Source organism: Acinetobacter sp. ANC_7655 (assembly GCF_056784015.1).
In genome coordinates this window covers 17,193-40,849 of record NZ_JBWYJB010000015.1, presented here as the reverse complement: position 1 = coordinate 40,849, position 23,657 = coordinate 17,193, and the positions used below count along the sequence as shown (strand labels likewise).

Below are 23,657 nucleotides of genomic sequence, written 5' to 3'. Positions count from 1 at the left end.
GAATTCAATATGTTTAAAAAAATTCTCATTGCAAACCGTGGCGAAATTGCATGTCGTGTGATTCGTAGTGCACAAAAATTAGGTATCGCAACCGTTGCAGTCTACTCAGATGCAGATGCCCAAGCGCAGCATGTCAAATTAGCGGATGAAGCTATTTATATTGGTGAATCCCCTGCTGCACAAAGTTATTTACAAGCAGATCGTATTATTCAAGCTGCACTAAAAACTGGAGCGGAAGCCATCCATCCAGGTTATGGTTTCCTATCTGAAAATGATCAATTTGCTGAAGCCTGTGAAAAAAACAACATTACTTTTATAGGGCCTCCAGTGGCTGCCATCTTAGCCATGGGTTTAAAGGCAACGTCTAAAGCATTGATGGAAAAAGCAGGTGTACCACTCACACCTGGGTATCATGGCAGCAATCAAGATGCAGATTTTCTTAAACAACAAGCTGATCAGATTGGCTATCCTGTACTGATTAAAGCCAGTGCAGGTGGTGGTGGTAAAGGCATGCGCTTAGTTGAGCGTGCTGAAGATTTTCTTCCTGCACTCAACTCATGCAAAAGTGAAGCGAAATCAAGCTTTGGCAATGATGACGTTCTAATTGAACGTTATGTTGTCAATCCTCGTCATATTGAAGTGCAAGTTTTTGGTGACAAACATGGCAATTATGTTCACCTCTTTGAACGTGATTGCTCTGTGCAGCGCCGTCACCAAAAAGTCCTAGAGGAAGCCCCAGCCCCTAAAATGGCCGAAGTTAAACTCGAAGCGATGCGTGAAGCTGCGATTAATGCTGCCCGAGCAGTAGACTATGTCGGTGCTGGAACGGTTGAGTTCATTGTTGAGCAAGATGGTACAGCTTACTTCATGGAAATGAACACTCGCCTTCAAGTTGAACACCCTGTGACGGAAATGATCACAGGACAAGATTTGGTTGAATGGCAATTACGTGTTGCTTATGGTGAACCTTTGCCAAAACAACAGTCTGAATTAAAAATTCATGGCCATGCACTTGAAGCTCGTGTTTATGCAGAAGAGCCAGATAAAGGATTTCTCCCAGCAATTGGAAAAATTAATTATCTTCATTATCCGACTCAAAATGAATGTGTCCGTGTTGATAGTGGCATTGTGCAAGGTGATGAGATCACAACGTTCTATGATCCAATGATTGCTAAACTCATCGTATGGGGAGAAAATCGTGAAGCAGCACTCGTCCAGATGCATCATGCTTTGAGCCACTTTCATGTCGAAGGCTTAGGCAACAATATTGCATTTTTAGATCGCTTAGTGGCATGTGACTCTTTCAAAAATGCCAATCTTGATACTAATTTAATTCAGCGCGAAGATGAGTTCCTATTTAAAACCACTACTCCTTCTTCGTCTGAAACAATTGTCACAGCAGCATTTATTGAACTGCATTCTCAGTTAAATGAATCCAAGCGTACAAGCCATCCAGTTTGGAAAGCAAAACCCCTGTGGAGAAGTAATGTTGATGCGCGTACACCGATAAAACTTGAACATCTCGGACAAACGTATCAAGTTGAATTTATCTCAACTTCACAAGGGTTCGAAGCACAGCTTGATGGCGAAAGCTACGCTATCTCAGGTCAGTTGCTCAATGAAAATCTCATGGCGATCTATACCTCTTTCGGTCAAGAGAAAATCAGTTTTAAAAAAACCAATGATGCGGTCACCCTATTTAAAAATGGGCAGACTTTTAAATTTGAACTCATCAAACCTAATTTTAATACAAATGATCAATCTTCATCTGACTCAAATCTAAAAGCACCAATGCCGGGTGCAGTGACACAAGTATTTGTTTCAGCAAATCAACGTGTAAAAAAAGATGAAGTGTTATTAACGTTAGAGGCAATGAAAATGGAATACGCTATACGTGCACCATTTGATGGTGTCGTTGTCGCAGCTTATTTCCAACAAGGTGATCAAGTGAAAGCTGGTGATGAGCTGGTTGAGTTTCAAGCTGCTGAGGAGAATGCGGCATGATGAAAACAACCAATCAAACCACACCAAATCACGATAATTTTGTGAAAATCGTTGAAGTTGGACCTCGTGACGGTCTTCAGAATGAAAAAACACCCTTAACATTCGAAGACAGACGCAATCTTATTCTTGATTTGATGAAAACTGGTTTGAAGAATATCGAAGTCGGTTCTTGTGTATCTGCAAAGTGGGTACCTCAAATGGCAGAAAGTGATCAACTCTATGCTAGCCTACCACATGATGAAGATATCCAGTTCAGCTTACTGACACCAAACCTTAAGGGATTCGAGTCAGCTTTAGCTGTAGGCTGTAAAGAAGTTGCGGTTTTCACCGCTGCTTCTGAAAGCTTCACTCAAAAGAATATAAATTGTTCAATTGAGGAAAGTTTTGAGAAGTTTGCTGATGTATTACAGTTTGCTCAACAACATGATATTAAAGTACGCGGATACGTTTCATGTATCGTCGACTGCCCCTATGAAGGTCCAATTGATCCATCTAAGGTTGCTGAAGTCAGTGCAAAGTTAATTGATCTAGGTTGCTACGAAGTATCCTTGGGTGAAACCATCGGCACAGCTACACCTGATCGTGTTTCCAAAGTTTGGAATGCATGTTTGGAACGAATTGAACCACAACTTTTAGCTGGTCATTTTCACAATACCTACGGCATGGCAATTGCCAATATCTATCAATCACTGACACAAGGCATCCGCATATTTGACTCATCGATTGCAGGACTTGGCGGTTGTCCTTATGCCAAAGGTGCTTCGGGTAATGTATCCACTGAAGACTTATTTTATCTCTTGTCCAATATGGGCTATGAAACTGGCATTAACCTAGATGCCCTGATGCTTGCGAGTCGTAACATTAGTCAAGTTTTGCAACGAAACAATCCATCTAACTATGCCAATGCGTATTGGCAAAAAAATGTGCTTAGTACGTATCAGCATTATGAAATGATGAAGATCGGAAGCTGATTCAGGATGAACAAAATAAAAATACAATGAGGTGTTCAATGACGAACAAAGTGTATGAAAGTGCTGAAAGTGCACTGAACGATATCATTCAAGATGGTCAAACCTTAGCTGTTGGTGGTTTTGGCTTATGTGGTATTCCTGAGGCTTTGATTGCTGCCCTGAAACAAACAGGAGCTAAAGAGCTGACTTGTATTTCAAACAATGCAGGTGTAGATGGTTTTGGTTTGGGATTACTACTCGAAACAAAACAAATTAAAAAAATGATCTCGTCCTATGTCGGAGAAAATAAAGAATTTGAGCGACAATACTTAAATGGTGAACTTGAAGTCGAGCTAACCCCTCAAGGCACTTTGGCTGAAAAACTCCGTGCTGGTGGAGCTGGGATTCCTGCATTTTTTACCCAAACAGGCGTAGGTACGTTGATTGCAGAAGGTAAAGAAGTACGTGAGTTCAATGGTAAAGAATATATTTTAGAACCCTCTTTAACTGCAGATGTCGCTTTGGTCAAAGCGTATAAAGCAGATAAGGCAGGTAACCTAATCTTTAGGAAAACAGCTCAAAATTTTAATCCCGTTTGTGCGATGGCTGGGAAAATCACAGTCGCTGAAGTTGAGGAAATTGTAGAGATCGGTGAGCTCGATCCCGATTCGATACATTTGCCCGGCATTTATGTAAATCGTATCGTTCTTAACACTACACCAGAAAAAAGAATCGAACAAATGACCTTAAAGGCGGAGGCATAAGTTATGGCATGGACGCGTAATGAAATGGCACAACGAGCTGCCTTGGAACTCGAAGATGGATTTTATGTCAATTTAGGGATTGGATTGCCTACATTGGTTGCGAACTATATTCCTGAAAATATCAATGTTTGGCTCCAATCTGAAAATGGTTTGCTGGGAATTGGCGAATTTCCAACAAAAGAAACCGTAGATGCTGACCTGATTAATGCGGGTAAGCAAACTGTTACGGCGCGAGCAGGCGCTGCATTTTTTTCCAGTGCTGATTCATTTGCCATGATCCGTGGTGGGCACGTGAATATAGCTATACTTGGCGCTATGGAAGTCTCTGAGCAAGGTGATCTTGCGAATTGGATGATTCCAGGGAAAAAAGTCAAAGGTATGGGTGGAGCAATGGATTTGGTGGCTGGCGTACAAAAAGTCGTCGTGCTAATGGAACATTGTGCCAAAGATGGCACCCCAAAAATTGTTCCGCAATGTTCACTGCCCCTTACAGGTAAAGCAGTCGTTCATCGCGTGATTACAGATCTAGGGGTTTTGGATATCACGCCTCAAGGGGTAAAACTGATAGAACTGGCTCATGACGTCAACTTTGATGAGATACAGAAAGTGACTGGAGTTCCCCTAATTCAATCGCAATAAGATCGCTAAAAAAACCACGCCTAAGCGTGGTTTTTTTATTTAGAAAGCATTCATTAAAGAAACGCCAATACCCGCATAGGTAGCACGATGATTATAATCAATCAAACTCTCACCATACCCATCGAATAATTGAAAATGACCTCTAAGTTTGCCACTGATTGGAAATGCCCAATCAAATTGAACAGCTCCTCGAGAATCATCCCCACCCTTAAGTGAATGTCTTAACATCAAACTAAAATCATGATCATTCCAACGGTAAAAAGTCGTTAAATCACCACGACCAATATAGTTTTTAATGTCAGGATTGTTATCATCATTGAAATCTTCTTCGATTCGATACCAAGGTCGAATCATCATAGCGAAATTATCACGCTCAAATCCTAAGTTCAGCATCACACGGTTCCAACTACGTGATAAAGGATCCGAACGTCCATTTGATTGATGATTCAGCGTTAAACCGAGTAAGCGACCATTTAAACCTAAAAATTCATAGTTGGTTCTAAACACAATACTTGCTTCAGGTTCATAATTCGTTTCACGAAATGGTCGTGATTCTTCAGAGTTGTAAACCTGCCAACGAGAGGACTGGGTATAACCCAACCAAATATCGCCATTATTCCCGATTAAGTTTTCAACAGCTTTAGTTTTGAGTGAAATTTGAAACTTGGACTCTAAAGACTTTAAATTTTGATCATCTTCTACGGTATTTTGAGGATTTGGGCTCGATGGAAATTCGTTCTTATCAGACGTCCAAAATGCAGGAAGTAAATATACAGGTTGATGTGCGCGTATATTCCATGTACCTAATTTACTGTCTTCAGCCAATTCCCATCGTTTATCAAGCAACGATGAATTCGGTGTAATTACAGGACCTTCCACCGAAAACAAGTTTTCAACTTTTTGTTCGATTTTAGACTTTAAATCCTGTGGTTCAACCTGCGGTGCTGGTATTTCACGCGCAGCCTGACGCTCAGAAACATAAGCAGGTTGCTCAAGTTCAGGGGCTTTGAACAATGCATCATAACAGGCTAAACGCTCTGCATTTGAATCAAGTGCAACGCACGCTTGTGGTGACGCTGGATTCGCTGGTACCACATCTGTTGCCCAAACTGTCTGTATAGGCAAACACATAAACGACGACACACCCAACCATATTGGTGAACGTTTTATTCTATTTCGCATTGGCTAAGCCCCATTTTTAATTTTAATTCACTTGTTTTATTGAAAACCCAAGTTCTGCAAGTTGCTCTTTTTTAGCCATTGGTGCTACAACAGCCTTCGTTGGTTTTTGATTCACTAAATACGTTTCTGCTACACGCTTTAGATCATCTAACGTTACATTGAGCAAACGCTCTCGTAAAGTTTTTCTGAATTGAGGCGTGCGTCCATGCAATAATGCATAACATGCAGTAATTGCTTCACCTGCTGGAGAACCTGGCTTATCCATGCTCGATACAAGACCCAGAATCGCCTCTTCAAGTTGGTGTGGTTTTTGTTCAGTATTCAATAACCAATCAATACTTGCTTCAAAATCTTGGAAAGTTTCTGCTAAACGTGGATCACGATAACTATAGAATCTAAATGCACAAGCATTGCCATCATAGCTTGCACCACCACCATAAGCGCCTCCTTTTTCACGGATTGCACTGTGTAGGAAACCATTCCGTAGATAAGCCGCAAGCACCATTAACGGTGCTGCATCCGGATGAGAAACTTCAACTGCTGGATAAGCAGAAGCACAGAATTGGACATTGGATTGAATCAGCCATGCTTCATCATTTTGTGTTTGTTCAAAATTAACTTCAGCAAGACGCACTGGTTCACGATTCACTTCAAGTTTATCCCAAACATTTTGAATTTCTTCAATTAAACGTTCAGACTGCTGCTCTTCACAGACCAGTAGAAACTGTTTAGGCGCGAGTAACAACAAACGGTGAATATTTTGCAACTCTTGAATGAGGTGCGCATAAGCTTGCTCATCTGTTTCGATGCTTTGAACAAGCTCGCTCAACCAATTAAGCGCACCTAAGCCAGTATTATTATAATCACGTAATGCCAATGCACTCAGATTACGAGAAGCGATCTGCATGGCATAGCTATGTCCAGAACCAGACAAACGGGATGCCCAACGCGTCTTACGTTGTTGTAAGAGTTCAATAATACGATCCTTTTCATCAAAACGTAGTTTTTCAAATGCCAATTTTAACAATTGAATCGTATCTAGTTTGTGGGCAAGCGATTTGGTTGTCAGCGTTAAAAATGCGCTAATTTTACCTTTATCATCAACTTTACTACGTAGAGATGCCCCCATACCAAGGCCACCACTTACCGCTGTTTGTAATTGCTGTAATTCTAAATAATTATATTGACCTGCACCGACCTCGCCCATGAGCACGGAGAGTAAGTTAAAATATGGTGATTTCACGACTTGATCAGGAATTTGAATAATCACTTGTTGGTAATAAATTCCATTAGTACCAGCATGGTATAAGTTCAAAGGTGTATCTAAGTTATTAGAAATGATTTCTCGCAATTGACCTTGAACGACTGGAAGCTCAGCGGGTATATCTTCTAGACCAACTTTCGGCAATAAATCTAAGTTGTCAGGAGTCGCCTGTCTTTCATTTAATGCCTCAGTTTGGCGTACAATTTCCGCTTTTTCGGCATCTGTTAAGCGTGCGCCTATATCAGCTAAACGCTGTTTTTCTGCTTCAGCCTCTAATTTCGACTTATTCGCATCTGGTACAAGCGTCATCTGTACACGATGCGGATTATCAATCAAATGGGTCTTAATCAGATTAGGCAACCACATCGGGTCTTTCAACTGCTCTTTCACTTGCTCAATGGTCGAATCTACGTCCCAAACATGTATTGGATCATTATGATGAATTGCACTGCTTAAACCATTGAGGATGAGGCTTAGACCATAAGGCGTGCCATCTCCACCAATTTCTCGTTGGTGTAATTCAATTTGATGCAAAATCGCATCAACCAATGACTGATCTACAGGCTTCGAGGCAACCTCGTTCAGCACATTCAACACACCGTTTTTGAATGTTTCTGCATGTTCAGGATTTGAACCTTGAATACCGCAGTAGAAAGTCATTTCATAGTTAGAATCATCAAGACCTAAAATTGGTCCTGTAGATTGAGCATAACCACACGTTTCTAAATAGTGACGTAATGGTGAAGCAGAATCTTCCAATAAGATCCCTTCAGCCAAACGTAAGCCTAAACGAAGTTGAATATCACTAGATTCAGGAAGTAACCATGCCAGTACATGGTAGGTTTTATCTTTCAAATCTTCAGCATCTACCGCGTAAGTCTCTGTCACCTCAATAGGTGCTTCTAGACGCTGTTCTGGTGTCGAATATAAGGTTTGACCTTTCTTAAACTTAGATAACGCTAAAGTTTCAAACTGCTCTTGTAACTCATAGGCAGATTGATTACCAAAAGTCATGAAAATAGCATTACTTGGATGGTAATGTGACTTATAGAAACTGACTAACTCTTCGTAAGTTAAATCAGGAATATCCTTCGGATCACCTCCTGAATTATAGTGGTAAGTCGTTTTAGGGAATAAATGATGAGCAAGTTGGTGATATAACTGATCTGAAGGTGAACTCATTGCACCTTTCATTTCATTAAAAACCACACCCTTGTAAACAGGCTCACCATTCTCCAACTCAATTCGGATACCTTCTTGAGCGAAATCCAAAGGGTTTAAATTGGCTGCAAATGCTGCATCCAAATAGACGGAAAGTAAGTTTTGGAAATCTTTTTTATTCTGTGTCGCAAATGGATAAGCTGTCCAATCGGCAGCTGTAAATGCGTTCATAAACGTATTTAGAGAACGACGGATCATTAAAAAGAATGGATCACGTACAGGAAATTTTTCAGAACCACATAATGCAGTATGCTCAAGAATGTGTGCTTCGCCTTTTGAATCCATCGGTTGTGTACGGAAAGCAACTAAAAAAACATTTTCATCATGTTCAGTTGCTAGATGAAAATGCACAGCGTCAGTTTCTTTATGACGGTATTCTGAAACTAATATATCGAGTGCGGCTACATGATGTTGACGTACCAACTGAAACGCGGGATGAACGGTGTTTTGAATGGTTTCAGTAACATCTACGGTCATGTGTGCTCCTTAATTTACATAAATTTTAACAAAGATCATTATACTGATAGTTCAATACAATTCATCATTTATACAACAAACTCTAACTATTTTCCGAGTAAAATAGTCAGATTAAAACTAAATCAATAGAACTATATCGGAATTAAATAATTCATTTCGATTAAATGCGGGTTAAAGCTTGAAAATCAAGCAATACGCTACTGAATTCAATCGCATTGGTGTAAAATCGTTTTCTTTTTTCGTGATGTGAATTTAGACATGGCTAAAGTTGACCTTTTTGCGATTGGCAATGCCCTCATTGACCAAGAATTCAAAGTATCTGATGAATTTCTTTTAGAGCAAAATTTGCAAAAAGGTACTATGCAGCTTACAGATGGGGAAACTCAAGCCCGTCTATTTCAAAACTTAAAAAATTCTCAAGAATATAAAGGTCAAGCCTCTGGGGGATCTGCAGCTAACTCAACAGTGGCTTTTAGTGCCTTAGGTGGTCAAGCGTTTTATGGATGCCGTGTCGGCAATGATGATCTTGGAGCGTTGTACTTAAAAGGTCTAAATGATGCAGGAATACAAACCTCTGAACGTTCGATCAGTGAAGGCGTAACTGGGACTTGCATGGTTTTGGTCAGTCCTGATTCAGAACGTACCATGCATACTTTCTTAGGTATTACAGCTGAACTCAGTAATGAACAAATTGATTTTGAAACGCTAAAAACCGCTAAATGGTTATATATAGAGGGTTACCTTTCTACGAGTGATACGGCACGAGCTGCCGTGAAGCAAGCGCGTGCAATTGCGAAAGCAAATAATGTTAAAATTGCGTTAACGCTCTCTGATCCTGCTATGGTGCAGTATGCGCGTACAGGCTTGGACGAATTATTAGATGATGGTGTAGATGTTCTATTCTGTAATGAACAAGAAGCATTGATGTATACACAAACTGATGACTTACAAAATGCTCTTGCTGCACTTAAAAAATTAAGCTCTACCGTCATTATTACGCTTGGAGCAGACGGCGCTCTTGTAGCAACGGAATCAACTGAACTTCAAGTGAAAGGACGTAAAGTTGTTGCTTTAGACACGAACGGTGCTGGTGATGCTTTCTCTGGTGCATTTTTATATGCATTAAATGCTGGTAAAGATTTACAAACAGCGACTGAATTGGCTATTTTAATCTCAAGCCAAGTGGTTGCTCAATTTGGTCCACGTTTAGACGTAGCTGATTACGCTAAACTTCTTAAAGAATTTCAAATAGAAGTCGCATAACATGAATAAAATTTGCATGACTGAAGACATTCCTGAAAGAGAATCTCGATCTTTTGAAACTGAAAATGGTGACAACATTTTCATTACGCAACGAGATGGTTGCTTCTATGCGTATCAAAATGTATGCCCACATTTGCAAGTTGAGCTCGAGTTTCTTGAAAATCAATTCTTAGATCGTGATCAAGAGTTCATTGAATGCTCTACTCATGGTGCTTTATTTGATGTAGAAACTGGTGTGTGCATTTCAGGCCCATGCCAAGGTGAATCTTTAGAAAAAGTCGAGATTAAAGTTCATTCTGATGGTGGAATTTACTTAGAATCTTAAGTCATGAGGTGAATGACATGCTGGCATTTTTAATGGAAATTGATTTAATGCCATTTCATATGTGCGTGTTTGCATTGCTAATGCTCAGCATGGCTGAAACCTTAGGCTATTTTGTTGGCTTAAGACCTAGTCAATTTATAAAAAAATTAACACCTTATTGGCTTATTCGCCTTCCTTTGCTTCAAGTTAAATTTTCCAAAGTTCTCATTCTTGTTTTTTTTCTGATCAATTTTAGTTTTGCTGGATATTTTCTTCAGCTCATTGTATTTGCAAGCCAGAAAACCTTTCTAGCTTGGTACTATGTTTTATTACCCGCTTTAATTATCGCAATCTTCTTTACGGTATTTATGATTCATTGTTTGGATCAAGTAATCAAACCCAAATACAAATCAGAGCACTCAAATTTGCTTGGTCGACTAGCAACTGTTTCTAGTGGTAATGCACGACCTGGTTTCTCTGCTCAAGCACGCGTTCGCGATGAATTCGGTCAATTACATTATGTACAAGTTGAACCAGAGTTTGGGGAACTTGAATTTCAATCTCAAATCCTCCTGATCCGTGCAAAAAGATCTCATTTTATTGCTAAAAAAATTGCAAAAACAAATCAACTTTTCAATGTTGATCAGCATTAATTAGCTATTACCCCCACTTCAATTATATGCATTTGATTTGAAAATAGTTCATTCAAGGTATTTTTGACGCCTATTAAATTTAAATCCAACCAACTCACCGATTATATAAAATTAATAAAATCTTTATAACCAACTATTTTAATTAGATTTAAAACCAACCAATTTAATAAGCTTTAAAACAACAATCCTATTATTTTAGTTGGAATTAAAATATTAATACCAAGTAATTTAGTCTATTTTATTTTTAAATATAACCATTTTAGTCGGATTTAATATCATTAAAAATTAAAACCACAAGCTATTGTTTTTATTATATTTTTTATATTAAAAATATTTATGACTACAAAGTATTTATTTTAAATAAAAAAAAGATAATAATAATTAAAATAGATTCAAATAATGCATTTAAATATGATGATTAAACCTTCAAGTTTAAATAAAAATTTAATCAAAGAGATTACTTTGATTCTTATTATCAAAGTAATCATTCTTATCGTGATTAAAAATATCTGGTTTGATGCACCTACCATTCCCAAAAACTTTGACCATCAAGTCGCTGAACGAATTACGGGCAGCGAACTTAAAATGAAGGAGACACGTTGATGATTTCTGAAAGCGTGGTCGATCTATCGCGGTTTCAATTTGCAATGACCGCAATGTATCACTTTATATTTGTACCCCTCACTCTAGGTTTGGCATTTATCCTTGCCATCATGGAAACCACCTATGTCATTACAGGCAAAGAGATTTACCGAGACATGACCAAGTTTTGGGGTAAGTTATTCGGGATCAACTTTGCTTTAGGGGTAACCACTGGACTAACGATGGAATTCCAGTTTGGTACAAACTGGGCTTACTACTCACATTATGTAGGTGACATTTTCGGAGCGCCATTAGCAATCGAAGGATTAATGGCCTTCTTTTTAGAATCTACTTTTATTGGTTTATTCTTTTTCGGCTGGGAACGTCTTTCTAAAGTCCAACATTTATGTGTGACATGGTTAGTGGCTTTAGGCTCTAATATGTCAGCACTTTGGATCTTGGTTGCAAATGGTTGGATGCAAAACCCTGTCGGGGCCGCATTTAACTATGAAACCATGCGAATGGAGCTGGTAGATTTTGCCGCACTAATCTTTAACCCAGTGGCACAAGTTAAATTTGTCCATACTGTTTCTGCCGGTTATGTGACTGGTGCAATTTTTGTATTGGCAATTTCAAGTTATTACCTACTTAAAAAACGTGATTTGGCCTTTGCCCGTCGTTCATTTGCCATTGCTGCTATTTTCGGTCTTGCTTCGACATTATCCGTAATTTTACTGGGTGATGAATCAGGATATGAATTAGGTGATGTTCAAAAAACTAAACTCGCTGCAATTGAAGCAGAATGGGATACACATCCAGCTCCAGCTGCATTCACATTATTTGGTATCCCCAATCCCGAGACGCAAACAACAGACTATGCTGTGAAAATTCCATATGTGATGGGTTTAATTGCGACTCGCTCTACAACTGAACAAGTCACAGGGATCAAAGATTTAATCGCACAACATGAGCAACGTATCCGTAATGGTATGGTCGCTTATGCACAGCTTGAACAACTTCGCGCTGGAGATCAATCACCAGAACTCAAAGCCGCATTTGACGAGACTCAAAAAGATTTGGGTTATGGTCTATTGTTGAAGAAATACACACCAACTGTGGTTGATGCTACTGAACAACAAATTAAGTCTGCAGCTTTAGATACTATCCCTCATGTTCCAAGTTTATTTTGGGCATTTAGAGCGATGGTGGCGTCAGGTTTCTTAATGCTCTTGTTGTTCATTCTTGCAACGTATGCCGTCATGAAACGTAATGCTGAAAATAAAACTTGGTTGCTCAAGTTTGCACTGATCGCCCTTCCACTTCCATGGATTGCAGCTCAAACAGGTTGGTACGTTGCTGAAGTTGGTCGTCAACCATGGACTATTGGTGAAGTTTTACCAACACACCTATCTGCATCAAGTATTAGTTCAGCGGATGTATGGGGTTCAATTTTAGCACTCGCTGCTTTCTATACAGTGCTGCTCATCATAGAAATGTATTTAATGATCAAGTTCTCAAGACTAGGACCAAGCTCTTTACATACTGGAAAGTATCATTTCGAAAAACTAGCAGCAGCCAATAAGTCAACTGAGGAGATTTAACATGATTGAATATGAACTTCTCAAAATCATTTGGTGGGTATTGGTCGGCGTCCTCCTTATTGGGTTTGCTTTGACTGATGGATTTGATATGGGCTCTATGGCACTGATGCCGTTCGTCGGTAAAGACGATGAAGAGCGTCGTGCTGCTATCAACACCATTGCACCACATTGGGATGGAAACCAAGTTTGGTTTATTACTGCGGGTGGTGCACTTTTCGCAGCTTGGCCAATGGTATATGCAACAGCTTTCTCGGGTATGTACTGGGCGCTGTTACTCGTATTATTTGCTTTATTCCTTAGACCTGTTGGTTTTGACTATCGCTCTAAGCTCGAAAATACTAAATGGCGTAATGCTTGGGATTGGGGCTTATGTATTGGCGGCGCAGTACCAGCACTCGTTTTTGGTGTTGCTTTTGGCAATATGTTCCTTGGCGTCCCCTTTACACTTGATGAAACTGTTCGTTCAACTTACACAGGAAGCTTCTTTGCACTTTTAAATCCATTTGCCTTGGTCTGTGGATTGGTGAGTTTGACCATGCTTGCTGCGCATGGTGGTGCATGGTTAATGCTACGCACTGAAGGTGCATTAAGAACACGCTCTGCTCAAGCTACACGATATATGGGTATTCTTTTTCTCATCTGTTTTATCGGTGCTGGTGCTTGGTTATATTTCGGCAATATCGAAGGCTACACACTTGTAACCCCTTATGATACGAATGGTGTAGCTAATCCACTCGCTAAAGAAGTACTTACTGATGCCAATCATGGTTGGATGAACAATTATTCTATTTATCCAATCACAATATTGGCACCGGTGATGGCAATTATCGGAGGAATAATTGTGGTTTTAGCATCGTCTAAAAATAAAGCGGGACTTAGCTTTGTGGGTACATCGTTCGCTGTGATTGGCTCAATTCTCACTGCTGGTTTTGCCCTATTCCCATTCCTGATGCCATCTAGTATTCATCCAAACATTAGCTTGACGATGTGGGATGCAGTATCTAGCCAAATGACGCTTTCAGTAATGACTGTTGCTGCATGTATTTTTGTTCCACTGATCTTGGCATACACCACTTGGTGTTACTACAAAATGTGGGGTGTGATTACCAAGAAACATATTCAAGACCACACGCATAGTCTGTATTAAAACCGAATCACTGTTAGGAGAAAATTATGTGGTACTTCGCATGGATACTAGGTGTGTTAATGGCATGTTTCGCGAGTGTACTTGCAGCCATTTACATGGAACAACATCAAGACTTAGATGGTGAATGAAATGAGTGAGCTTGCGATGTCAAATTCTGAAAAACGTAAATACTCATTTGCAATGATCATTTCATTTCTGATGGCATTGCCTCTCGCAACCATATTACTCATCCACCCAAGTCTAATGTTGGATGCAAGTGGTCATTACAGTCACCGTGCCATGATGCTGATTATGATTGGAATATCTGGAGGTTTTATCCATGGCATAGGGTTTATACCACGTTATTGGATATGGAAGTATTTATTTAGCCCATTTGTAGCATGGCCATTAATGATTTATGGTTACTATACTTGGCTGTTCACTTAATTTATAAAAAGCCCTCTATGAGGGCTTTTTTATATCTGTTTATGAAATATTAAATGTTTTATTGCGTTGCAAGCCAAGTCATAAATTTTTGACGTTCCTGCTTTGAAGAATTTTTCCATGCTTCAATCAACGTCTGACCATCATGAGTATTTGAATTTGTATTTTTAATGTCAGCTTGTTCCACTGTTTGAGTATTTATTGATGGTGAACTTGACTTGGTCATTAGGCTAACTTGTGGATCATTATGCAATATCTGATTGATCGTACCGCCTAGCAAACTTTGCGAGGTCATTTGAACAATCAGATTATTTGAAATGAGTTGATTATTTTGATTATAAATTGCCAATTGAGGATTTTTGGCGAATGTTTTTGCTTGGTCCAAATCTCGTGGTGGATGAATTAAATCCAATTTGTATGACCTATTATCCTCTAGGGTTGGCAATTTCAAAGTAAGAATATCAGACTTTACGATCTCATGATTATTTAAAGGTAGTTCAAAGTATTGATTATATCGAACATTCACCAAAGGTTGATTCGCATCAATTTGGTATTGTTTTTTTGATTTAAATAGTCCTGATTTAACCTCTTGATTATTCACTGAAATTACGACCAGTTCCTCTGGAACCTCCAAGGTCGCCGCTGCAAAAATTTGACTGCTTAAACCCGTAAATATCAATGCAGACGCAATTTTTAATTTCATAAATAACTCAATATTAGATTGTTAGATATGACTACTATGCTACCAAGCGATGACAATTTAATGACAGAACTCGTCATAAAAAAAAGGCACTGAAGTGCCTTTATATGATTTGGATTAATTAAAAGTTTTAAAACGAATTTCGTCATCAACAAACGTTTTATCTCCTGCAGGCGCTTCGATTGAACCGAGCACAAGCTGAGCACGAAGTTTCCAAGAAGATGGAATTTCAAATGTTGAAGCCACTTCTTCATCCACAATTGGATTGTAATGTTGTAATGATGCTCCAATATTTTTTTCTGACAATGCAGTCCAAACCGCAAATTGAGCAATAGCTGTTGAATGTTCAGACCAGATTGGAAAGTTCTCAGCATAAAGTGGGAATTGCTCTTGTAAACCTTTCACCGTATCTTGATCTTCATAAAACAATACAGTTGCATGACCCGCTTTAAAGCTATTGATCTTATTTTGAGTCCCCTCAAATGCTTCTGCAGGAACAATTTTACGTAACGTTTCTAAAACGATATTCCAGAATTTGTCATGTGACTCACCAAAAAGTGTTACAACACGTGATGTCTGTGAGTTAAATGACGATGGACTTTGACGTACCGCTTCTTTAATGGTTTCTTCAATCTGAGTATTGTCTAAAGAAACATTCTTACCAATTGCATAGATGGTACGGCGATTTTTAATTTGATTTAGAAAAGACATAACTTATTCCTTATTTTTAACATTCATTGTGTGCTAACGATGATGCTATCTTATTCATATTACGAAACCTTTTCAGCCTTATCTTTATAACAAAGTGTTCTATTTTTGGAACAAATTGCGTATTTAATGTATTGAGTCAAAAGATTCGGCTTTCTCATATTTGATTAACTTTATGAATTTTAAGTATTTATAAAAAAAGCTCCGTATAAGGAGCTTTTTAAATTAACCCAAGAATAATTATTTTTCGTTATCGAATAATGCAGCGACAAATGATTTTGCTGAGAACGGTCTCAAATCATCAATCTTTTCACCTACACCAATAAATCGGATTGGCACATGTGTACGGCTCGCAATGTTAAATAGCACACCGCCCTTTGCAGTACCATCCAATTTGGTAATAGTAAGACCCGTTAAACCTACAGCTTCATCAAACATTTCAACTTGGTTAATCGCGTTCTGCCCTGTGCCAGCATCCACAACAAGCATCACTTCGTGCGGTGCAGTCGCATCAATTTTCTGCATAACACGTTTTACTTTTTTGAGCTCTTCCATCAAGTGACCTTTGTTATGCAAACGCCCTGCGGTATCTGCAATCAATACATCGATCCCTTTCGCTCGTGCACTTTCAAAAGCATCAAAAATTACAGAAGCACTGTCTGCACCATGACCTTGTGCAACGACATGAATATCGTTACGTTCACCCCAAATTTGTAGCTGTTCAGTCGCCGCAGCACGGAAAGTATCGCCTGCCGCGAGCATGACTTTTTTACCTTCACCTTGCAATCGTTTTGCGAGTTTACCAATCGTGGTTGTCTTACCTACACCATTTACACCCACAACCAAAATCACATAGGGATTTTTATTCGGATCGATATGTAACGGTTTGACACGTGGTGCTAATAAAGCAACTAATTCTTCTTGAAGAGCTTTATAGAGAGAATGAGAGTAGATCAAATCGCCACGCGCAGTTCTTTCAGTCAAATTGGCAATAATTGTTTTCGTCGCCTCTACCCCAATATCTGCGACCAATAATTGCTCTTCAACTTCTTCGAGCAGCTCATCATCAATCTCTTTACCACCGACTAGAATATTCATCATTCCATCAGCTAAATTTTTACGAGATTTTGATAAGCCTTCTTTCATACGACTGAAGAAACCACCTTTCGGTTTTGTTTCTTCAACGGCCGGCACCGTTTCCAGCTTTTCTACTTCATTGTTTTCGATAATAGGCACATTAACGGCCGGGAGGCTCGGTAAGGTGACATCGTCATCACCAATATCCGCATCAATCAAGAATTTATTTTGCTGTTCTTGCATGCCGATTCCTTGAAAAGCATTGCGATTAAAAGAATGGAGTTTAGCATAGATTGCTTTAAATTCACGATCTGCAATTACTTTTAAAACGATCAACCAAATTGCAACAGTTCAATCTTGAATAAATATACGACATCATCAAGAATAATTTTAAAGTCATTATTCGGATTAATTGTGTCTCTCAGCCGGCTCAAATTCTCTCTGCAACTCATTTTCAAACAGACAATCATCATTGCTGCGATTACATCAGCACCGATGATGGCATTTGCAAATCAGCAAACTACTCAACTCTCTCGAAACACCGTCGAAACAACACTGGATAATGGTTTAAGAGTCATTATTAGAGAAGATCACCGCGCACCTGTAGTAATTAGCCAAATTTGGTATGCCGTCGGCAGTAGTGACGAGTCAGGGAATTTACTCGGCATTTCACACGTACTAGAACATATGATGTTCAAAGGCACTAAAAAAGTACCGAATGATGAATTTACACGCCTTAGTCGAATTTATGGTGGTAGTGTCAATGCATTCACATCCACAAATTACACCAATTACTATCAATTCTATCCTAAAAAATATCTTCCACTGGCATTAGAGTTAGAAGCAGATCGAATGCAAAATTTAGTTCTGCGCCAAGAAGATTTCGAACCCGAAATTAAAGTTGTAATGGCTGAACGACGGCAACGAACAGAGGACAATCCTCGAAACCTTGCTTATGAAAGATTTAAATGGATAGCATACCCGACCAGTCACTATCGCCAACCAGTGATTGGCTTAATGAAAAATCTGAATAACATTCAATTGAATGATTTAAAGCAATGGTACGAAACTTGGTACGCGCCGAATAATGCAACATTGGTCATTATTGGGGATGTTGATCCTGAACAAACCATTCGAGATGTAAAAAAATATTTTAATAAGATTCCCAAAAAATCAGTTCCTGAACGAAATGATGTGCTTGAATTTTCAAGAATTGGATATCGCTTTATGGAGCAATATCAGGCTGTACACGTACCCAACTTATTTATGTCTTGGAATGTCAATTCCATTAAAACAGCAAAAAATCCACAAGACGCCTACGCTTTAACCATTATTCAAAATCTATTGGACGGCGGAATTTCAGCACGTCTACAAGAGAGACTGATCCGAGATAAGCGAATTCTAACCTCAATTAATGTGAGTTATGATCCATATAATCGTGGGGATAGCCTATTTTTAATCTCTGCCATACCTGCTGAGGGTATCAGTCTTGAGCAAGCGCAAAAACGCATACAGCGGGAACTAGATTTATTCAAATCAGAATTGGTCAATGAAAAAGAACTCAATCGGGTCAAGGCGAATTTCATTTCAAATTTAGTGTTCAGCCAAGATGATATTATTGGGCAAGCTCGACTCATTGGTTTGCTCAGCATCAATGATCTAGACTATCGCATGATTGATCAACTCCCTGATTACTTTGATAAAGTCACACCGCACGATTTACAACGCATTGCCAATATTTATTTTAATCGTGACAATTTGAGCGTTTTACATCTTTATCCTGAACACAAAAACAATAACTAGGCGTTTTATGAATTATTTATCTTCTCTATTTTTAACGAGTGTATTGTGTGGTGCCATTTTGAGTTCAATGTCGCATGCGGAGGAACTTATAGAAGCTGAACCAATTGAACAAATCATCGAAGAAGATCCCAGTGGTCTAAACTCAATCAAAAACTTGTTAAGCTTAAAAGAGATCAAAAAAAATTCGTACAATTATCAAGCGCCTTTTGTTCAAGAACTTAAAAACTCTTTAAATGTACGAGCCTTATTTGTCGAAACGAATGATCTGCCAATGGTCGACATTCAAATTACATTTAATGCTGGATCTGCACGAGATGAAGTCATTGGTCAAGGACTTTACGGTATATCTAATATGGCAGCTCGCCTTATGCTTGAAGGAACAGATCAGCTCAGTGCCAAACAGATTACCACCACATTTGAGAGATTAGGCGCCAAATATTCTTTCAATGCCTATCGCGATATGTTTGTTGTCCGACTAAGAGTGTTAAATGATCCTGAAAAATTTGACGCTGCATTGAACTTACTACTGCATTTAATCAAACATGCCACCTTCAAACAATCAGGCATTAATCTCGCGCTCAGTAATACTCAAATTGGGCAAAAACAACTTCAAGAGAATCCATCCAGACTAATGTCAATACAACTGTACCGTATGCTGTATGGGGATCATCCATATGCTCAACCAACAGCTGGGACAGTAGGTAGTTTAAAAAAAATTACGCCCGAATTACTCAAAGAATTTAGAGATCGATTGCTTGTCGCTCAAAATTCCAATATAGCAATTACAGGACAACTCACTCAAGATCAAGCTCAACAGATCTCGGAACTGATCAGTATCAATTTACCGCAAGGGCAAAGACAACCTGACCTTCCAACTCCCGTTAGTGAATCAGGTTTTAAAATTTCAATACTAAAACGCGAAAGCCTACAAGCACATGCATTATTGGGTCATTTATCTTTAGAACGAGCACATCCAGATCGTGCCGCTTTGGAAGTTGCCAACAGAATGTTTGGTGGTGGGAGTTTTAATTCAATCTTATCAAAAGAGTTACGAGTTAAACGAGGACTCACCTATAGCGCATCGAGTACGCTGACTACACCACAGGTACCTGGCGTTTTTAGTTTTGGATATGCGACACAACAAGACCAATTGCTCGAAAGCTTAAAGCTCGCACATCAAGTATTCATTGACTTCAAAAAACAGCCTATTACTGACTCTTTGCTTAAAGAAAATAAAGAAAGTATTCTTCGGTATTTTCCAATGACCTTAAATAGTAATGCAAATATTAATGCCCAAATCGCATCAATTGGTTTTTACGGACTTAATTCCAATTATCTGAATGAGTATCAGGAGCAGATTCGAAAATTAACTCGCCAAGATATTCAAAATGCAATACAAAAACATTTACACCCCGATCAAATGACTGTTATTGCTGTCTCTGACCGTGTCACTGCCAAGGAGATCGAAGAAATACTGAATCAAAATCTTGGGCTCAATCTGAATAAGATTGAAAACTAATCCAACTTTTCAATCGGTGGATAAATTTTTATATGAGCATTCTCGATATGATAAGCATTCAGCAAACGATAAAATTCAATATTTTTAATCTTAGGTTTTGCAAGTAACAAATTTGCCATTTCATGCGTTCGCTCTAAACGATTTTGAGCCGCGAGCGCTTGAACTTGTTCAAAGTGGGCTGAATTAATTGGACGATTCAGTGCAATACTAGAGACAATAAGAATAAAAAGTACAATGCCTATGATGAAAGCATTTTGAATCTGCTCAATATTTAATTGTGAGAAAAGATCAGACGAAATTTTTTTTAAATGGAGCATGTACAACCTCGGATTAGCTTAAGTGTAATCCGAGATGCTTTAAAAATATAGTGTTAACGTTGATTTAAAGAAGAACCATTATGCAAAAAATGGCGCTTATTCACCTTTAAGAGACTACATTCTGCACAACACCAAAATATAAGATAGCAGCGATCACCGCGAGTACAATAAAAATAGTGAAAACACTCAAACCACCTTCAGCATCATCAGGGTGTTCTTCGTCAATGACGGCGATACGTTTTAATTCGCCGTCATAGTAGCGATAAAATTCAGCTTTCGCTGCAGGATCAAGCGTCTGCGTGTAATCATGCACACGTTTACGCTGCTCTAAACAGTAGTGACCTAAATGGATTTCTTGATGAAAAATTGCTTCATCAAGTTGTTTTTTATGATGATGTGCAAGCGCAATAATATCGGATGGCTCTGGTGGATTGCCAAATGTGAAACCATCAATGGTATTAGTCATAAGTCATTCTCCTTTATAGTTATTTACAGTTTTATCATAAACCCAATATAAAATGATTAAAGTTTAATCATGTAAGTATTTTTTAAAAGATTTATCTTGAAAATTTATTTGACAATTAACGCAAATTGTAATATTAGTTTAATATTACTTTGTTATATTCCATTTTGACCTAATTTAGGTCTTTATAACTGTAGTACTAATCATAATTAGAATAAGGAGTTTTATATGATTAAACAATTCTCTCAACAAGACCTCGAACATATGTATTCAAATGCTGTAAATACCATTCAATTTGAAATGAATTTTACAGACGCAGTTTCAGAACTTGAGAATGCAGCACGTGCGGGTCATGGTAAAGCAGCGATGTTTCTAGCTGAACTCTATCTTCAAGGTTTCCGTGTAGAACGTGATTCTTTGAAAGCACAGTATTGGCAAAACATGGCCACAATGCAAGCATAAATAAACGTCACATTAGTGGCGTTTTTTTAGCTCTTTTATTTACATATTTGCTTACCAAACTTTAAATTAATGCAACTAAACTTTAAGAAAAAATCATTAGACTGAACTTATCATCATTGGTAATGAATCATCGAACGATCATGAACACCTTTGTACAGTTGCAACCAAATTCAAAGCATTTTTTACTCAAAGTTAATATCCTTAAAACCATGATGTATTGTGGAGTACTGTGGGGACTGTACAATCCAGAACATCAAGGTTGGGCCATTCGATCAATCAATCAAGAATACATATTCCCCTTCTGGCTCAACTCAGTCCAGGCTTTACATTATGCAAAAATTCACTGGCCGCACTATCAGCCTCGAAAAATAACGTCTGATGATTTTAAAAATTCACTACTCCCAACCCTAACGCGACTAAAAGTCACACCTGCCCTGTGCAATCATCGAGATCGCCACTTTAAGCTCACTATTCCACACATGCAGATGCTATTTTTTCAAAATCATTTGAGCCCATCTATTTAGCAGAAAATTCCACTAAAACAATTGTAAAGATTTAAGATTTCAGTTATTAACTTATACATGGACGAATAACCAACAAGAGGAACCTTTATGACAACAGTAGCTCAAGTCCTACAAAATAAAAACAATTCAGAAATCTCTACCATCACACCTGATGCTACGGTTTTAGAAGCAATCACATTAATGGCAACAAAAGGTATTGGTGCCGTTGTTGTCGTACAAGATGAAAGACTTGTTGGAATTTTATCTGAACGGGATTACACGCGTAAAATTGCACTTATGCAACGTACATCCGACTTAACTACAGTCTCAGAAATTATGACTGGTACGGTTTTATCTGTAAGCAAAAGCAACACCGTAGATGAGTGTTTAGATTTAATGACAGAACGTCATATTCGCCATCTGCCAGTATTAGAAGACGATAGACTCGTCGGAATTGTATCTATTGGTGACTTAGTTAAAGCCGCGATGGAAGACCAAAAAGTGTTGATTGAACAACTTCAACAGTATATTTCAGGATAAAGCTAAGCTCCCATCTCGGGGGCTTTTTTGATAATTCAATCATGATCTCAATTTTGAACAATAGATTGAAATTGGTCATCTTTTACAATGATTTTCTTTTATTGAGTCATTGAACTATTTAAACAGCATTAGTAAAGTCATCACATTATGGAATTTTTTTGCCTAAGGACTAATGATGTATAAAAAGTTATTTTGTTACACCGCTTTATTTGTAACTGCTTCCACTTATGCATCTGAACTTGAACCAACGATAAAGAATCAAATAGAGCTGCTAAAAAAAGCAAAAACATATCAAAAAAAGACGCTCATCACGCCTGCATGTAATACCTATGAAAAAGCCTACAAAATGGGATATTTAGGGGCTGATCAAGATATGAAAAATCCAAGAAAAAACAAAGAATTTGTTGAAGCCGCCCTGCAAACTTCTGCCTGTTATACAAATTTGAATTATACAGAACAACCCCAAAAATGGCTCGAAGGCACTGTAACGCTATTTAAGTTAAAAAATTATTTTGCAGTCCCAAACTTAGATGGCCGACTCAAAGAAATTCAAGATGAAATGATGTCGATCGCAGAAGTGCTATATTTCAAAAAAAATGCTGACTATCGCAATCCTTCTTCTGAAGTAACCAATGCCTGTGCTGCATCTGAAATTGGCTTCAAAATTGGTTATTTAGGTGATCCTGATAAAGCTAAAGATCCTGCATTCAATGCAACATACGTACAACATGGTTTATTTCATGCCGCTTGCGTTTCTCTACTTCCATCCAAGGTTAAATCTGAGAATCCAGCATTTACGAGTTATTTGTCTTACGCAATTTTAAAAGAACTTGCCACCAAATATGACAGCAAAAAAGCACACGAACTAAGTGCACCAGCTGATGAAATTATGAAAACCATGGTTCAAGCTCAACAAGCTCAACAAGCTCAACAAGCTCAACAAGCTCAACAAGCTCAACAAGCGACTGAAACACTTGCTCAAGATCTTTCAATTGAAACTCCGCTCATTCCAATTGAAATTTCCTCCTTTGAAAATATTCTTACGCCTTTGAATGAAGAACCACCAGAAATGTAATTAAAAAAACCAGCCT

General features: G+C 38.4%; 25 protein-coding genes. 18 read left to right on the top strand and 7 right to left on the bottom strand.

Annotated elements, in window-relative coordinates; translation table 11 throughout:
- The first annotated feature begins 9 nt into the window (after positions 1-9).
- Genes AC1M9N_RS13260 through AC1M9N_RS13245 form a run of 4 tightly spaced genes read left to right on the top strand, consistent with a single transcriptional unit; the run spans position 10 to position 4,357 of the window.
- Entirely contained in the window at positions 10-2,004 is a 1,995-nt protein-coding gene (locus tag AC1M9N_RS13260) for an acetyl/propionyl/methylcrotonyl-CoA carboxylase subunit alpha (protein ID WP_481954892.1), read from the top strand.
- Positions 2,004-2,975, top strand: coding sequence for a hydroxymethylglutaryl-CoA lyase (locus AC1M9N_RS13255; RefSeq protein ID WP_481954903.1), 972 nt, complete (start codon positions 2,004-2,006; stop codon positions 2,973-2,975). The genes AC1M9N_RS13260 and AC1M9N_RS13255 overlap by 1 nt, the downstream gene beginning before the upstream one ends.
- 38 nt (positions 2,976-3,013) lie before the next feature.
- Positions 3,014-3,718, top strand: a complete 705-nt coding sequence (locus tag AC1M9N_RS13250; protein ID WP_092768413.1) for a CoA transferase subunit A — start codon at positions 3,014-3,016, stop codon at positions 3,716-3,718.
- A 3-nt stretch (positions 3,719-3,721) separates the two neighbouring features.
- Positions 3,722-4,357 (top strand): CoA transferase subunit B, encoded by a 636-nt coding sequence (locus tag AC1M9N_RS13245; RefSeq protein ID WP_092768415.1) that lies wholly within the window; start codon positions 3,722-3,724, stop codon positions 4,355-4,357.
- 39 nt (positions 4,358-4,396) lie between these two features.
- On the opposite strand, the gene AC1M9N_RS13240 is transcribed toward AC1M9N_RS13245, so the two are convergent.
- Together AC1M9N_RS13240 and AC1M9N_RS13235 are read right to left on the bottom strand one after the other, a co-directional pair.
- Positions 4,397-5,488, bottom strand: coding sequence for a phospholipase A (locus AC1M9N_RS13240; RefSeq protein ID WP_228143132.1), 1,092 nt, complete (start codon positions 5,486-5,488; stop codon positions 4,397-4,399).
- Between the two features lie 73 nt (positions 5,489-5,561).
- Entirely contained in the window at positions 5,562-8,501 is a 2,940-nt protein-coding gene (locus AC1M9N_RS13235; RefSeq protein WP_481954891.1) for an insulinase family protein, read from the bottom strand.
- 258 nt (positions 8,502-8,759) lie between these two features.
- Between AC1M9N_RS13235 and AC1M9N_RS13230 the strand changes: the two genes are divergently transcribed.
- The 8 genes from AC1M9N_RS13230 (at position 8,760) to AC1M9N_RS13195 (ending at position 14,477) form a co-directional block, all read left to right on the top strand.
- Positions 8,760-9,764: an adenosine kinase gene (locus AC1M9N_RS13230; protein WP_481954890.1), complete on the top strand. Its 1,005-nt coding sequence runs from the start codon at positions 8,760-8,762 to the stop codon at positions 9,762-9,764.
- A 16-nt stretch (positions 9,765-9,780) separates the two neighbouring features.
- Positions 9,781-10,089, top strand: coding sequence for a Rieske (2Fe-2S) protein (locus AC1M9N_RS13225; RefSeq protein ID WP_171076765.1), 309 nt, complete (start codon positions 9,781-9,783; stop codon positions 10,087-10,089).
- Positions 10,090-10,106: 17 nt separating this feature from the next.
- Entirely contained in the window at positions 10,107-10,721 is a 615-nt protein-coding gene (locus AC1M9N_RS13220) for an OB-fold-containig protein (RefSeq protein WP_035266601.1), read from the top strand.
- Positions 10,722-11,132: 411 nt separating this feature from the next.
- Positions 11,133-11,324 (top strand): cytochrome oxidase putative small subunit CydP, encoded by a 192-nt coding sequence (cydP, locus tag AC1M9N_RS13215; RefSeq protein WP_481587955.1) that lies wholly within the window; start codon positions 11,133-11,135, stop codon positions 11,322-11,324.
- On the top strand, positions 11,324-12,904 hold the full coding sequence (locus AC1M9N_RS13210; RefSeq protein ID WP_035266593.1) for a cytochrome ubiquinol oxidase subunit I: 1,581 nt from the start codon (positions 11,324-11,326) through the stop codon (positions 12,902-12,904). Before cydP ends, AC1M9N_RS13210 begins: the two co-directional genes overlap by 1 nt.
- 1 nt (position 12,905) lies before the next feature.
- On the top strand, positions 12,906-14,051 hold the full coding sequence (gene cydB, locus AC1M9N_RS13205) for a cytochrome d ubiquinol oxidase subunit II (RefSeq protein ID WP_481954889.1): 1,146 nt from the start codon (positions 12,906-12,908) through the stop codon (positions 14,049-14,051).
- Between the two features lie 26 nt (positions 14,052-14,077).
- Positions 14,078-14,179 carry a cytochrome bd-I oxidase subunit CydX gene (cydX, locus tag AC1M9N_RS13200; protein WP_035266590.1) on the top strand — a complete coding sequence of 34 codons (102 nt, stop codon included), beginning with the start codon at positions 14,078-14,080 and terminating at the stop codon, positions 14,177-14,179.
- A gap of 1 nt (position 14,180) precedes the next feature.
- The gene (locus tag AC1M9N_RS13195; protein WP_180028897.1) at positions 14,181-14,477 is read left to right on the top strand and encodes a cyd operon YbgE family protein; all 297 of its coding nucleotides are present in this window, start codon (positions 14,181-14,183) and stop codon (positions 14,475-14,477) included.
- A 58-nt stretch (positions 14,478-14,535) separates the two neighbouring features.
- Here the strand turns inward: AC1M9N_RS13195 and AC1M9N_RS13190 are convergent, their stop codons facing one another.
- The 3 genes from AC1M9N_RS13190 to ftsY form a co-directional block, all read right to left on the bottom strand.
- The gene (locus AC1M9N_RS13190) at positions 14,536-15,177 is read right to left on the bottom strand and encodes a DUF2057 family protein (protein WP_481954888.1); all 642 of its coding nucleotides are present in this window, start codon (positions 15,175-15,177) and stop codon (positions 14,536-14,538) included.
- 114 nt (positions 15,178-15,291) lie between these two features.
- Positions 15,292-15,885 (bottom strand): nitroreductase family protein, encoded by a 594-nt coding sequence (locus tag AC1M9N_RS13185; RefSeq protein WP_481954887.1) that lies wholly within the window; start codon positions 15,883-15,885, stop codon positions 15,292-15,294.
- Positions 15,886-16,122: 237 nt separating this feature from the next.
- On the bottom strand, positions 16,123-17,202 hold the full coding sequence (gene ftsY, locus AC1M9N_RS13180; RefSeq protein ID WP_035266635.1) for a signal recognition particle-docking protein FtsY: 1,080 nt from the start codon (positions 17,200-17,202) through the stop codon (positions 16,123-16,125).
- A 252-nt stretch (positions 17,203-17,454) separates the two neighbouring features.
- Here ftsY and AC1M9N_RS13175 point away from each other — a divergent pair, with 252 nt between their 5' ends.
- Positions 17,455-18,762 carry a M16 family metallopeptidase gene (locus AC1M9N_RS13175; RefSeq protein WP_481954902.1) on the top strand — a complete coding sequence of 436 codons (1,308 nt, stop codon included), beginning with the start codon at positions 17,455-17,457 and terminating at the stop codon, positions 18,760-18,762.
- Positions 18,763-18,769: 7 nt separating this feature from the next.
- On the top strand, positions 18,770-20,281 hold the full coding sequence (locus tag AC1M9N_RS13170) for a M16 family metallopeptidase (RefSeq protein WP_481954886.1): 1,512 nt from the start codon (positions 18,770-18,772) through the stop codon (positions 20,279-20,281).
- On the opposite strand, the gene AC1M9N_RS13165 is transcribed toward AC1M9N_RS13170, so the two are convergent.
- Both AC1M9N_RS13165 and AC1M9N_RS13160 read right to left on the bottom strand, forming a co-directional pair.
- The gene (locus tag AC1M9N_RS13165; protein ID WP_481954885.1) at positions 20,278-20,598 is read right to left on the bottom strand and encodes a hypothetical protein; all 321 of its coding nucleotides are present in this window, start codon (positions 20,596-20,598) and stop codon (positions 20,278-20,280) included. The genes AC1M9N_RS13170 and AC1M9N_RS13165 overlap by 4 nt on opposite strands.
- 106 nt (positions 20,599-20,704) lie before the next feature.
- Positions 20,705-21,064 (bottom strand): hypothetical protein, encoded by a 360-nt coding sequence (locus AC1M9N_RS13160; protein WP_481587962.1) that lies wholly within the window; start codon positions 21,062-21,064, stop codon positions 20,705-20,707.
- Positions 21,065-21,289: 225 nt separating this feature from the next.
- Between AC1M9N_RS13160 and AC1M9N_RS13155 the strand changes: the two genes are divergently transcribed.
- From AC1M9N_RS13155 to AC1M9N_RS13140, 4 genes are all read left to right on the top strand, one after another.
- Complete coding sequence (locus AC1M9N_RS13155) at positions 21,290-21,523, top strand: SEL1-like repeat protein (RefSeq protein ID WP_035266572.1); 234 nt, start codon at positions 21,290-21,292, stop codon at positions 21,521-21,523.
- A 140-nt stretch (positions 21,524-21,663) separates the two neighbouring features.
- Positions 21,664-22,047, top strand: coding sequence for a DUF2750 domain-containing protein (locus AC1M9N_RS13150; RefSeq protein WP_481597989.1), 384 nt, complete (start codon positions 21,664-21,666; stop codon positions 22,045-22,047).
- 87 nt (positions 22,048-22,134) lie between these two features.
- Positions 22,135-22,566: a CBS domain-containing protein gene (locus tag AC1M9N_RS13145; protein ID WP_035266567.1), complete on the top strand. Its 432-nt coding sequence runs from the start codon at positions 22,135-22,137 to the stop codon at positions 22,564-22,566.
- Between the two features lie 175 nt (positions 22,567-22,741).
- On the top strand, positions 22,742-23,641 hold the full coding sequence (locus tag AC1M9N_RS13140; protein ID WP_481954884.1) for a hypothetical protein: 900 nt from the start codon (positions 22,742-22,744) through the stop codon (positions 23,639-23,641).
- The last annotated feature ends 16 nt before the right edge of the window (positions 23,642-23,657 follow it).